Raw genomic sequence first — 13,560 nt, 5'->3', positions numbered from 1 at the left:
ACTCAACCCCCAAATTCCTAACCATAATAAATGGTTAAGAAAGATTTACCTTTCCCTCTGGACAAGCGGAATCACAATTGATTCATTATGGCAGATTCGGACGAGCGGCGTACCGAATCACCAGAGGACACAAGGTTGAAGACAATGACGGACGCGCCACGAGGACGCGCAGCCGGTGAGCGGCTTCGGCTCAAATTTCCGGGAACGGCGGCCTGGGAAGACGAGCTGAGCGGGCACGGGCGGATATTCGCCGGCCCGGCCGCACGCCATCTGACGCGGGCGGAACCGGTCCTCAAGCGGTCCATTCCGATCCTGATCGTTGCCTTCCTGCTGATCGTCGGCATTTCGCGGATGATCGACATTCTGACGGAACACGACCGGATGGAAGCGGAGATCCGTGATGCCACGGCCCTGACGGCCGCGGCGGTCAGCGCTGTCTTCGCAGGCACGGCCGGCGCCGATTTCTCAAAGGCAGAACGCGCGCCGATGGAGGCGCTTCTTGCGGCTCACCTGCCGCAGGACCGGCTCCCGGCGGGCAGCCTCGTCCTTCTTGCGCAGGATAACGGCTGGATCTTCGCCAGCTCGCTTGGTGGTGCCGGATACGTGGGCACGTCGATCGCGCGGATCGCGCCTGAGATCGCCGCCATGCACTATTTCGGCGACCCTGCGGGCGTGACGCGCTCGAAGATCGCCGGCGCAGACCACGACGTTTCCATCGTACGCATGCCCGAGCGCGCCGGCTTCATCGTGGTCGCCAATCCGCTCGGCCACCTCGATGTCATCTGGCGCGACCAGGTAGCGCTCAACGTCACCCTGTTTGCCGGCACCTCTGCGATCCTCCTGGTCATCCTCTACGCCTACTACATCCAGGCGAAACGGGCGCGCGATGCCGATGCGATCTTCGCCGAGTCCAATCTGCGGGTGGAGACGGCGCTTGCGCGTGGTCGCTGCGGCCTCTGGGACTTCGACCTGGCAGGCAGGCGGCTGTTCTGGTCGCGGTCGATGTACGAAATGCTCGGAATGATCCCGCGCGACAGCGTGCTTTCCTTCGGGGATGCGGCGCGGCTGATGCATCCGGATGATGAAGGGATCTACCAGGTTGCGCGTGCCGTCGCCAAGGGCGAGGCACGGCAGGTGGACCAGGTGTTTCGCATGCGTCACGCGGAAGGCCACTACGTATGGCTTCGCGCCCGCGCACAGCTGATCCGCATGGCCTCCGGCCGCATGCACATCATCGGCATCGCCATGGACGTCACGGAGCAGCATCGTCTAGCCCAACGCTACCAGGAAGCCGACCAGCGTCTGGCCGACGCCATCGAATGTACTTCGGAAGCATTCGTCCTGTGGGACAAGAACGACCGACTCGTGATGTGCAATGCGCATTATCAGCAGGCCTACGGCCTTCCGGACGAGGTTCTGGTTCCCGGCACCGAGCGGTTGATCGTCCACGCTGCGGCGGCACGGCCGGTGATCGACAGGCGGATCGCAGACGCGGACCGCAGCAACAGCTCGCAGACATTCGAAGTGCAGCTCGCGGACCAGCGATGGCTGCAGATCAACGAGCGGCGTACGCGCGACGGAGGCCTCGTCTCCGTCGGCACCGACATCACCATGATGAAGCGGCATCAGGTGCGCCTGCGCGAATCCGAGCGGCGGCTCATGGCGACGATCGGCGATCTTTCAGCCTCGCGCGGCATTCTGGAGCGCCAGAAGACGGAGCTTTCCATCGCCAACGCCAATTACCAGGCGGAGAAGGAGCGCGCCGAAGCGGCGAACCGGGCGAAGTCGGAATTCCTCGCCAACATGTCGCATGAACTCAGGACACCGCTGAATGCGATCCTGGGCTTCTCCGAGATCCTGCAGAACCAGATGTTCGGGCCGCTGGGCTCGGAAAAATACAACGAATACTCGCGCGACATCCACGAAAGCGGCAAGCATCTCCTCAACGTCATCAGCGACATCCTCGACATGTCGAAGATCGAGGCGGGGCATATGCGGGTTAGCTGCGAGAGCATCGACCTTGCGCCGCTGATAGAGGAGACCATGCGCCTCATGAGCATCCAGGCGCAGCAGAAGAGCATCCATGTCGATCAGGACGTGGCGAGCGGACTTTCGATGGTCGCCGACAGGCGCGCGATGAAGCAGATCTTGCTGAACCTGCTCTCCAACGCGGTCAAGTTCACCAACGATGGTGGCACGGTCAAGGTGCGGGCACGCAAGCTCGACGGCGCGGTGACGCTGACGATCGCCGATACCGGTATCGGAATTCCGAAGTCCGCGCTCGCCAAGATCGGCCAGCCGTTCGAGCAGGTACAGAGCCAGTACGCCAAGAGCAAGGGCGGCTCGGGGCTTGGCCTCGCCATCTCCCGGTCGCTGACGCGCCTGCATGGCGGAGCGATGCGGATCTATTCCCAGGAGGGAAAGGGGACGATCATCTCCGTCCGCATTCCGGAGCGCGAGCGGCTCGCCGCACGGCGCAACGCGGCCGCGTAGTCCGCTCCGACAGGCGTCACGCCTTCACGGCATCGTGGAAAATCCGGCGCACGGATTTCGACAATCGCCGGATCTCGGACTCGAGCGTCCTGAGATCGGGGCAATCGCCGGCGCGGCATACAAGGTCGATCAGGCCGGACGGGGCCTCCTTCGGGTCGAAATCGCCGTCGATGCACAACCGGACGATCTGGGATATCTCCGTATAGAGCGACAGCGCCTGCCTGGCGGCATCGAGGTCGTTCGGGTTCATCAGGGCAGCACCGAAGTGCGCAAGTGCCTCTGACGTCGGTAGGGCGCGTTCGGGCAGAGCGATGCCGCGGGCGGGCGCGATCAGAGCCAGATACTGGGCGATGAACTCGATGTCGATCAGCCCTCCAGGGATCAGCTTGAGATCCCATATGTCCTTCGCCGGCTTTTCCTTTTCGATGAGCGCGCGCATCTCGGCCACGTCCGCCGCGATCGCGGCAGGGTCCCGCGTCCGTCCGAGTATCCTGGCGAAGATGTCCTCGGCCTCGGCTACCAGCGTTTCCTCGCCGCAGATCACGCGGGCCCGCGTCAGGGCCATGTGTTCCCACGTCCAGGCCTCGGTCTCCTGGTATTTCGCGAAGCTCTTGATCCTGGTTGCGACGGGCCCCTTGTTGCCGGATGGCCGAAGTCGCATGTCGACTTCGTAGAGAACGCCCTCGCTGGTCGGCGCGGAAAGCGCCGAAATCAGGCGCTGGGTGATGCGGGTGAAGTACCGCGTGGAATCGAGCGGCTTCGTCCCGGTCGATTCGAAGGCTTCGTCGTCATAATCGTAAAGAAGGATCAGATCGATGTCCGAGCCGGCGGTGAGCTCGAAGCTGCCGAGCTTGCCCATTCCGACCACGGCCACCCTACCCCGGGGAACGTTCCGTGGGCCGCCTCGACTTCCACGAGAACGGCGTCGAGTGCAGCCTGGATCACCAGGTCCGCGACATGGGTAAAGGCCCGTGCGGCCTGCGCGCCGTTGATCGCGTCAGTGAGCAGCCGGATCCCGATTAGGAAGCGCTGCTCCGAGGCGATGATGCGAAGCCGGTCGAGGATTTCCTCGTAGTGACGGGCACCTGCCAGAAAACCGCTGATACGCTCGCGGAAATAGGAGCGCGTGGGCAGTTCCGCGAGCAGGCTGGGGTCGAGCATTCCGTCGAAGACGTGGGGCCTGGCCGCGATGATGTCGGCAAGCCGTGGTGCCGACGACATGATGTTGACGATGAGCGAGAGAAGCGCCGGATTGTTGCCGAGCAGCGAAAAGAGCTGGATGCCCGCCGGCAATCCCGAAAGGAATTGGTCGAACCGCAGCAGCGCCTCGTCGGCACGCTTGTTCTCGCCGAAGACCCGGAGCAGCTCCGGTGTCAGCTCGGTCAGGCGTTCACGCGCCTCCACCGATTGCGTGGCCCGATAGCGACCGTAGTGCCAGGTGCGGATCGTGCGCGATATGTCGGACGGCCGTTCGAAGCCGAGCCTGCGCAAGGTCTCGAGCGTATCGGGATCATCGTTCTGGCCCGTGAAGACCAGATTTCCCGTTTCGCTGGAGAGCCGCGCTTCCTGCTCGAAGAGCGCCGCGTAGCGCCGCTCCACGGTCTTGAAGACCGCGGTGACGGCGGCCGAGAAACTTGCGGCGTCCGGGAACCCGGCCATGTAGGCAATGCGTTTCAGCTCTGCTTCCGTTTCGGGCAGGAGATGCGTCTGCTCGTCGCGCACCATCTGGATCCGGTGCTCGACGTCGCGCAGGAACCAGTAGGCGGAGACCAGTTCGTCCGCCGTCGCCCGGTCTATCCAGTTCGCGTCGGCAAGCGCATCGAGCATCGCCTCGGTCGAACGCATGCGCAGTGCCGGCACCCTGCCGCCGGCGATCAGCTGCTGCGTCTGCACGAAGAATTCGATCTCGCGGATCCCCCCGCGCCCGAGCTTGACGTTGTGCCCCTTCACCGCGATCTCGCCATGCCCCTTGTGCACATGTATCTGGCGCTTGATCGAATGAATGTCGGCGATCGCCGCATAGTCGAGATACTTGCGAAAAACGAACGGCGTCAGCTCCCGCAGGAAGTTCGTGCCGGCCTTCAGGTCGCCGGCAATTGCGTTCGCCTTGATGAAGGCGGCGCGCTCCCAGTTCTGCCCCCTGCTCTCGTAGTAGAGCATTGCCGCATCGACGGAGATGGCGAGGGGCGTGGACCCCGGATCCGGGCGCAGGCGAAGATCCGTCCGGAAGACGTAGCCGTCCGCGGTCCGCTCCTGCAGGATGCGGATCAGGCGGCGCATCAGCCGCGCGAAGGTGTCGGTCGCCTCTTCGCGATCGGCGACGATTCCGGCTTGCGGATCGAAGAACACGACCAGGTCGATGTCGGAGGAGTAGTTGAGTTCGCCGGCGCCGAGCTTGCCCATGCCGAGCACGATGAGCCCCGAAGCCTCGCTCGGCCGATCGGGATCGACGAGCGCAAGCTTCCCGCTGCGATGCGCTGAAAGCAGGAGATGGTCGATCGCAGCCGAAACGGCCGCCTCCGCAAGATCGCTCAGGAACCTCGTGGTCTGCCGGCCGTCGAAAAGGCGCGAGAGATCCGAGAGTGCCGTCAGGAACGCGACCTCCCGCTTTGCGATCCTGAGACGAGCCATGACGCCGGCCTCGCTCTCGTCGCCACCTTTCCAGCAGATGCGGGCATTGGCAATCGCGGCGTGCAGTTGCGGCACCACCGGCTCGCTGATCGCCCGCGCCAGCAGCGACGGATCCATTCTCGCCGTGTCCCGCAGATAGGGTGAAAGCGACAATGCCGCCACGACGAAATCCTTGAGCGGTCCGTCGGAGCCGGCAAGCGCTGCCAGCGCGGCGTGCTCGCGCCCCCAGTCCTTGAGATCAGCCACGACCGACTTTCCGTCGGTCTGGCTCATCGGCCGGATCGGGCAGACCTCGAGGTCGCTAAGACGTGTGGTCTCTGTCAGGCTCATGCAATTTCCTCCCCGGGCATCTTCGCCTCCAGCGGAGACACCCAAGGCGAAGGTGTATCAGTCGTGGGGCAGAGGGAAAACCATTCGTGCGGTCAACCCACGACCGTTTTTGCTCTCGGAATCGGTTGCACGAAGCTCCAGCACGCCGCCATGCGTCTCCATAACCGCCTCGACGAGCGAGAGCCCGAGCCCCGTCCCGGGTTTCGACCGGCTCTCGTCGAGCCGCACGAAACGCCCCACGATCTCCTTGTGTTTCCCATCCGGCACGCCGGCGCCATGGTCCGCGACGGCCAGCACCACATGTGCCGGCTCCTTTGCCAGTGTTACGGTGATTGCCGGATTTTCGCTGCCCTCGGCATACTTGATCGCGTTGTCGATTAGGTTGCTGAGCGCCTGCCCGACGAGCTCGCGATTTCCATGGATCGCGATGTCAGGCGTGATCGTCCCGTCAACATCAGACCCGCATCCTCGGCCACGGGCTCGTAAAGCTCGACGCTCTCGGCGGCGATGGTACTGAGATCGATGGTCGACATCTCTGCCGCCGACTGGCCCGCCTCAACACGGGAAATCATCAAAAGCGCGTTGAACGTGCGGATCAGCTGGTCGGACTCGCCGATGATCTCTTCGAGGGCATTGCGGAAATCGGTGGCCTTGCCCTTGCCGGCCAGTGCCGCCTCCGCCTTGTTGCGCAAGCGCGTCAACGGCGTCTTGAGATCGTGGGCAATATTGTCGGAGACCTGCTTGAGCCCCTCGTCCAGCTTCGCGATCCGGCCGAGCATGGTGTTCAGGGACTCCGAAAGCCGGTCGAATTCGTCGCCCGATCCGCTTGTCGGCAGTCTCTGGGAGAGATCACCCGCCATGATCCTCTGGCTCGCATGCGACATCCGATCCATCCGCCGCAACGCGTTGCGTCCGATCAGATACCATATCGCCAAGGCGCCGATGCCCATGATGCCGAGGGCGACGACCAGCGCCTGCCGCACGAGCCCTCGGAAAGTCTCGGGCTGGCTGAGGTCGCGGCCGACGAGAATGCGCAGGCCGTTGGAAAGCACGAAGACCTGCGCCCGCGCCGAGTGATGTTCCTTGGTGCCCTCGTCGTCGAAGCGGCGATAGCTGAAGGCGTTTGTCGTCCACCCCTCGCTGTCAAGCACGCCCGGCTGGATCGAGAGCACGTTTCCGGCCAGTATTTCGCCAGTCGGGCTTGCGATGATGTAGAGGTTGGCGCCGGGTTGGCGAGCGCGGCGCTCGAGAAGCTTCAGGAGACCGTTCATGCCGTTAAGATCGAAGACCTGCTCGATCTCCGCAGTCTCGGCGGCCACCGCGTCCAGGGTCTGCTGTTCGAGCAACCCCTCCGACATCGAGGTCACGTAGAACACGAGGAACGCGGCGCAAGCCGCGAATAGCAGGAGATAAAGCGCCGAAAGGCGCACGGCCGTCGTCCGGTAGAGCGCCCGCAGCCTTCCCATCTGTTCAGCCCGGAATCTCGTCTTTGATCATGTATCCGGCACCCCTGACGGTGCGCAGGAGCGGCTGGTCGAAATCCTTTTCGATCTTGGAGCGAAGGCGCGAGACGTGCACATCGATCACGTTGGTCTGGGGGTCGAAGTGATAGTCCCAGACGTTCTCCAGAAGCATCGTACGGGTTACCACCTGGCCGGCATTCTTCATGAGATATTCCAGCAGGCGGAACTCGCGGGGCTGGAGAAGGATCTCCCTGCCCTTGCGGCGCACCGTGTGGGAAAGCCTGTCGAGTTCGAGATCGCCGACGCGGTAGACGACGTCCTGGTCGGGTGCTCCCTTCCGCCGTCCCAGCACCTCGACACGCGCCAGAAGCTCGCTGAAGGCATAGGGTTTAGGAAGGTAGTCGTCACCGCCGGCGCGAAGGCCGGTCACGCGGTCGTCCACCTGGCCAAGAGCCGAGAGGATCAGCGCCGGCGTATGAATGCCCCGGCGACGCAATTCGGAGATCACGGACAGTCCGTCGCGGCGCGGCAGCATCCGGTCCACGACAAGCACGTCGTAGCTGTTTTCCATCGCGAGAAAGAGCCCGCTTTCACCGTCACTCGCGTGGTCGGGCACGATACCCGCCTCGCGAAAGGCCTTCGTCAGGTAGGCGGCCGCCTCCAGGTCGTCTTCTACAATCAGAATCTTCATCGTCTCGACCTTACAACACGATTGCGTGGCGGTGAACAGATCGCCCTTGGGCACCTGATGCGCGAACGCCGCGAAACCTTTCGATTCCGCGGCGTCCGATCAATGGTTCAGTCGATCAGCCCTGGTTGATCGGGAGCGCCATGAAGCGGCTGCCGTCATTGGTCTCGACCTGGAAGAGAGCCTTGGACCGGCCATCCTTGCGCGCGGCGTCGATGACCTTGGTGATGTCCTCGGCGGACTTGATCTCCTGGTTGTTCACCGAAGTGATCTTGTCACCTTCCTTCAGGCCGCGGTCGCTGGCATCCGAGTCGCTGTCAACAGAGGCAACCGTTACGCCCTTGCCATCTTCGGAGGGGGTCACGGTGATGCCGAGGTCGGCAAGCGCCTGCTCAGCGGACGGTTCGGCCGGGGCAGCCTCTTCCGTGTCGTTGGAAGCCTGCTGGTCCTGGGCGAGCTTGGCGATCTCGACCTTTACGGTCTGCGGCTTGCCATCGCGCCACAGCGAGATGTCGACACTCTTGCCGGGCTCGATCGCCGCGACACGGCGAGCAAGATCACGCGGATCCTTGATGGTGTCGCCCTCGAGCGCGGTGATCACGTCGCCCTGCTTGATGCCGGCCTTCTCGCCCGGCGATCCGGCCTGCGGCTCGACGACGAGCGCGCCGCTCGCTTCGGCGAGGCCGAGCGATTCCGCGATATCCTTCGTAACCGGCTGGATCTGGACGCCGAGCCATCCGCGCTGGACCTTACCGTCGCGCATCAGGTCGGTTACGACATCCTTGGCAACCGAGGCCGGGATCGCGAAGGCAATACCAACGTTGCCGCCCGACGGCGAGAAGATGGCGGTGTTGATGCCGACGACTTCGCCGTTGAGGTTGAAGGTCGGACCACCCGAGTTGCCGCGGTTCACGGCAGCGTCAACCTGCAGGTAGTCGTCATAGGGGCCGGAGCCGATGTCGCGGCCACGGGCCGAGATGATGCCGGCCGTCACGGTGCCGCCGAGGCCGAAGGGGTTGCCGACAGCGACGACCCAGTCACCGACGCGAACCTTGCTGTCGTCAGCGAAGTTGACGAAGGTGAACTTGCGCTTGTCCTTCTCGTCCACCTTGAGGACGGCGAGGTCTGTCCGGCTGTCCTTGCCGATCAGCTTGGCGTCGAGCTCGGTGCCGTCGTTCATGATGACCGTGAAGGCCTGACCGTCGCTTACGACGTGGTTGTTCGTGACGATATAGCCGTCCTCGGAGATGAAGAAGCCGGAGCCCTGCGAGGTCGGACGGAGGTGGCCCTTGCGGCCCTTGTTCTCACCGAAGCGACGCTCCTGCTGCTTGCGGTCGCCATGGAACTGGCCGTCCTGGCCGCCGAACTCCTTGAAGAAGCGCTTGAGCGGGTGATCATCCGGGAGGTCGTCAAAACCGCGACCGCCGAAATTGAAGCTGAAGGAATTGTCCCCGTCATCGCTGACCGGGTTGACGTTGGACTGAACGCGAACGGAAACGACAGCCGGGGAAACGGCGTCAACGACGTTGGCAAAGCTCGCGACCTGCGGTGCATCGATCTTCACCGCCTCGGCGTAGGAATTCGTGACCTTCGCCGGGATTCCGCTGGCGAGCATCATCGCAGCCAGACCGGCGACCGTGGAGGCCTTCAGGACAGTCGTGAGCGAGGGGCGGAATGATGTTTTCGTGGACATGTGTAGGACCTTTTCTCTTCTCTGGTGCCTCAACTGCAACCGATGACGAAGAGATAGTCGTTGTCACATTACGATCCACTGTCCTGCAGATGAATTTTTCGTAATGTTGCTGAGGGGCGTTCCGCAGGTGAGAGAGTCAGTTGGACTGGTCGTGCCGCGGAGCGGAAAGCACGCGGTCCAACTCGGCCTTCTCGTCTTCCGTCAGCGGCGAGCCGGGCACCACGCCGGTCCGCCTGCGCGCCGCAACGGCCATCGCGATGACGCCTGCAAGCAAGAGCGCCAGAGGTGCCCCCACAACAGGAGGGTCTTCATCTCCAGGCGCGGCTTCAACAGCACGAACTCGCCGTAGCGCGAAACCACGTAGTCGATGACCGCCTCGTCCGAATCCCCGTCCTTCAGCCGCTCGCGCACCAGCACCCTCAAGTCCCGTGCGAGTTCGGCATTGGAATCGTCGATCGACTGGTTCTGGCAGACCATGCATCTGAGCTGCGCGGAAAGATTTCGCGCCCGCGCCTCAAGTGCCGGGTCGTCGAGGACCTCGTCGGGATTGACCGCAAGTGCCGGGGAACCTGCCAGGGCAATAAGCGCGACGAGGGCCAGCGTGCGAATCATTCGGCTGCCTCCAGCTGGGGCGCACGCTGCCGGCGCGCTTTCTGAGGGGCACCGACGCGCAAGCGGCGGTCGCAGAGCGAGGTGGCGCCTCCGGCCATCATGATCAGCGCGCCGAGCCAGATACAGAGGATCGCGGGCTTCCACCAGATGCGCACGACGATTCCCCCGTCATCCATCGGATCGCCCAGTGACACGTAGAGCTGGCTCAAGCCGAAGGTCCTGATCCCCGCCTCGGTCGTCGGCATGCGCCGCGCCGGGTAGAGGCGCTTGGATGACCAGATCTCGGTCACGTTCACTCCCGCGCGCGATACGGTGAAATGGCCGGACTCTTCGGTATAGTTCGGGCCCGTTCCCTGACGCATCCCGTCGAAGGTCAGCGTGTAACCGCCGAGATCGGTGCGCATGCCCGGTTTCATTTCGACGACAGACTCGGTCTGAAAGGCGGTGACGGCAACGATCCCGAGCACAGTGACGCCGAGGCCGAAATGGGCAAGCGCCGTGCCGAAGGCAGATCCTGGAAGGCCGGCAAGGCGGCGGATCATCACGTGGGGCGAGACCTTGCCGATCCCGGCGCGAAGCATGATGTCGGTGATCGCTCCCGCCATCATGTAGAACGCCAGCGCGAGACCGAAGTAGGCGAGCAGCGGCCCGCCTCCGTGCATGTATTGCACCACGCCGCCGAGTACGAGCCCGATTCCGACTGCTGCAAACAGGCGCTGGGCAACCCCGGCAAGGTCGCCGCGCTTCCACGCAAGCAGCGGACCGAACGGCACGGCCAACAGCAGCGGCAGCATCAGCAGGCCGAAAGTTATGTTGAAGAAGGGGGCGCCGACCGAGATCTTGTCTCCGGTCAGGGCTTCGAGAACGAGCGGATAGAGGGTTCCCGTCAGCACGGTCGCGGCAGCCGTGGTCAGGATCAGGTTGTTGAGGACGAGCGCGCCCTCCCGCGAGATCGGCGCAAACAGCCCGCCTGCCTTCAACGTCGCCGCACGGAAGGCGAAGAGAGACAATGCTCCGCCGATGAAGACCACGAGGATGCCAAGGATGAACACACCGCGCGTCGGATCCGTCGCGAATGCGTGGACCGAGGTAAGCACGCCCGAGCGAACGAGGAACGTCCCGAGAAGCGACATCGAAAAAGTCAGGATCGCCAGTAGCACCGTCCAGATCTTCAGGGCTTCGCGCTTCTCCATGACGAGCGCCGAATGCAGCAGGGCCGTGCCCGCAAGCCAGGGGATGAACGAGGCGTTCTCAACCGGATCCCAGAACCACCAGCCGCCCCATCCGAGCTCGTAATAGGCCCAGTAGGAGCCCATGGCGATGCCGGCGGTCAGGAAGCTCCAGGCAGCAAGTGCCCAGGGACGAACCCAGCGCGCCCAGGCGGCATCGATGCGTCCGTCGATCAGCGCCGCCACCGCGAAGGAGAAGCAGACGGAGAAGCCGACATAGCCGAGGTAAAGGAGCGGCGGATGGATGGCGAGGCCGACATCCTGAAGGATCGGATTGAGGTCCTTGCCTTCCGCCGGCGCTGGAGCGAGCCTGAGGAAGGGATTGGACGTCAGCAGGATGAAGAGGAAGAAGGCCGCGGAGATGAGCCCCTGGACGGAAAGAACGTTCGCGCGCAGACGGTCGGGAAGATTGGCGCCAAACGTTGCCACAAGGGCGCTGAAGAAGGTGAGGATCAGCACCCACAGCAACATCGATCCCTCGTGATTGCCCCAGACACCGGAGAACTTGTAGATCAGCGGCTTCAGCGAATGGGAGTTTTCCCAAACGTTCGCCACGGAGAAGTCGGAAACCACGTAGGCAAAGGTCAGAACCGCGAAGGAGAAGGCGGTCAGCAGGAAGCCGGCGATCGCCGAGGTCGGCGCGATCGCCATCAACGAGCGATCGTTGCGCAGGGCGCCGACCAGCGGAAGGATCGACTGGATGATCGCCGTCGCAAGCGCCAGGACCAGCGCGTAGTGTCCGAGCTCGATGATCATTGAATGTTTTCCTTGCCGCCGAGCGTCACGCCCTGGGCCTTCAGCCGATCCGCCACGTCCTTGGGCATGTAGGTTTCGTCATGCTTGGCAAGGACCGTGTCAGCGACAAAGATCCCGTTGCCGTCTTCGAAGGCTCCTTCGGCGACCACGCCCTGCCCCTCGCGAAAGAGGTCCGGCAGGATGCCCGTATAGGTGACCGGCACCTCGCCGATCGTATCCGTTACGGTGAAGGCCACTGTCGAGCCCTGCCCGCGCTTGACGGATCCGGCCTCGACCAACCCGCCGAGGCGAATGCGCGTGCCGGGGGGCACACTGGCCTTGGCGAGATCGCCCGGCACATAGAAATAGGCGATCGACTGGCTGAAGGCGAACATCACCAGCAGAACTGCGGCGACAAGGAACCCGACCCCGCCGCCGATGATCACCAGACGCTTCTGCTTGCGTGTCATTTCGTGCTTTCCTCGACCGGAATCGAAAGTTCCTGTGCCATTGCCATCAGCTGTCTGCCGCCGTCGCTGTCTCGCGGAAACGTCATCAGAGCCGTCTTTAAGGCGTCTTCAGCCTTCGCACGTTGATCCAGCACAACGTAGGACCGAACGATCCGGAGCCAACCCTCGATGTTATCGGGGTCCTCCTTGAGCTTGGCCTCGAGGCTCGCCACCATCCCCTCGATCATCTGCTGCCGGCCGCCAGCGTCCATGTGGGCCGCAGAGGCGACGTCATCGGCCGTCGGATTGCCGAGAGCGGCCGGTGACTTGGCGGAAATCGCCGCGATGTGCCTGTTGACGAGCGGAAGCCAGGCCGCATCCTTCGGGGACTCGGCCGCAAGCGCCTCGAATGCGGTCTTTGCTTCCGAGTCCTTGCCGTCCTGCTCCAGGGCCAGCGCGAGGTAGAACTTTGCCCGCGGGTTGCCCGGCGCAAGCGCCAGCGATTGCTCGAGCGTCTCGCGTGCGTCCTTCGTCACCACACCATCGGAGAGCGCCATCAGCGTCTCGGCGTAGCCGTCGAGGCGCTCGGGCGTCGGACCGGCAAGCCGTATCGCCTGACGGTAGGCGTTTGCGGAATCCTCGATACGGCCGTTGCGGAAGTAGATCGGCGCCAGGATATCCCAGCCGGCCCCGTCATCGGGGTTCCGTGCCAGATGCCTTTCCGCCTTGGCGATCAGGATGTTGATGTCGTTGCCCGGGTTTGCGAGGCGTGCTGCGAGCGGTTGCGCCGGAAGGTCCGGGCTCCCCGTCGTCAAGTAAAGACAGAGCCCGATGGCGGGCATGAGAACGATGATGAGAAGCTGGGCAAGACGGTTGCGCCCGACGGAGGCGGCAGTACCGGTCTTTTCCTCGGCCTTCTTGGCGGCGATCAGACGTCGCGCAATCTCGGCTCGCGCGAGATCCGCCTCGCCTGCGCCGATGAGCCCGGCGGCCTCATCGCGCTTCACTTCATCGAGCTGGTCGCGATAGACCTCGACGTCATGACTATCCGCTGCCGCTTCGGCCACCGGGGCGCGCAGCAGCGGCAAGAGCAGCATGGCCGCGACCGCGGCCGTCAGAAATGCAACGAGTATCCAGAAAAGCATAGCTGTCGACTTACTGGAACGCCCCCCGAATTCCAATTCCAAATCGATCGATGACGCAGATTTGAGGCGTTTCGCCGCAATCTGGACGCAGC

At 63.6% G+C, this 13,560-nt stretch carries 6 protein-coding genes and 3 pseudogenes; 1 reads left to right on the top strand and 8 read right to left on the bottom strand.

Annotation, left to right across the window (positions count from 1 at the left end; genetic code table 11):
- Positions 1-135 precede the first annotated feature (135 nt).
- Positions 136-2,493 carry a PAS domain-containing sensor histidine kinase gene (locus F3Y30_RS09610; protein ID WP_203426210.1) on the top strand — a complete coding sequence of 786 codons (2,358 nt, stop codon included), beginning with the start codon at positions 136-138 and terminating at the stop codon, positions 2,491-2,493.
- A 16-nt stretch (positions 2,494-2,509) separates the two neighbouring features.
- Here the strand turns inward: F3Y30_RS09610 and F3Y30_RS09605 are convergent.
- From F3Y30_RS09605 to ccmI, 8 genes and pseudogenes are all read right to left on the bottom strand, one after another.
- Positions 2,510-5,454, bottom strand: a pseudogene (locus F3Y30_RS09605) (bifunctional [glutamine synthetase] adenylyltransferase/[glutamine synthetase]-adenylyl-L-tyrosine phosphorylase).
- 57 nt (positions 5,455-5,511) lie between these two features.
- Positions 5,512-6,920: pseudogene (locus tag F3Y30_RS09600) on the bottom strand (ATP-binding protein).
- A 4-nt stretch (positions 6,921-6,924) separates the two neighbouring features.
- Positions 6,925-7,608 (bottom strand): response regulator transcription factor, encoded by a 684-nt coding sequence (locus F3Y30_RS09595; RefSeq protein ID WP_203426209.1) that lies wholly within the window; start codon positions 7,606-7,608, stop codon positions 6,925-6,927.
- 115 nt (positions 7,609-7,723) lie between these two features.
- The gene (locus F3Y30_RS09590; protein ID WP_203426208.1) at positions 7,724-9,298 is read right to left on the bottom strand and encodes a Do family serine endopeptidase; all 1,575 of its coding nucleotides are present in this window, start codon (positions 9,296-9,298) and stop codon (positions 7,724-7,726) included.
- 136 nt (positions 9,299-9,434) lie between these two features.
- Positions 9,435-9,910 (bottom strand): annotated as a pseudogene (locus tag F3Y30_RS09585) (cytochrome c-type biogenesis protein).
- Positions 9,907-11,895 carry a heme lyase CcmF/NrfE family subunit gene (locus tag F3Y30_RS09580; protein ID WP_203426207.1) on the bottom strand — a complete coding sequence of 663 codons (1,989 nt, stop codon included), beginning with the start codon at positions 11,893-11,895 and terminating at the stop codon, positions 9,907-9,909. The pseudogene F3Y30_RS09585 and the gene F3Y30_RS09580 overlap by 4 nt, the downstream one beginning before the upstream one ends.
- On the bottom strand, positions 11,892-12,344 hold the full coding sequence (gene ccmE, locus F3Y30_RS09575; RefSeq protein WP_203426206.1) for a cytochrome c maturation protein CcmE: 453 nt from the start codon (positions 12,342-12,344) through the stop codon (positions 11,892-11,894). Before ccmE ends, F3Y30_RS09580 begins: the two co-directional genes overlap by 4 nt.
- Positions 12,341-13,468: a c-type cytochrome biogenesis protein CcmI gene (ccmI, locus tag F3Y30_RS09570; RefSeq protein WP_203426205.1), complete on the bottom strand. Its 1,128-nt coding sequence runs from the start codon at positions 13,466-13,468 to the stop codon at positions 12,341-12,343. Before ccmI ends, ccmE begins: the two co-directional genes overlap by 4 nt.
- Positions 13,469-13,560: the final 92 nt, after the last annotated feature.

This window comes from Sinorhizobium sp. BG8, from assembly GCF_016864555.1.
Lineage (GTDB): Bacteria > Pseudomonadota > Alphaproteobacteria > Rhizobiales > Rhizobiaceae > BG8.
Note: the sequence above shows the minus strand (reverse complement) of the source record. Positions and strands in the feature narration are given on the sequence as shown.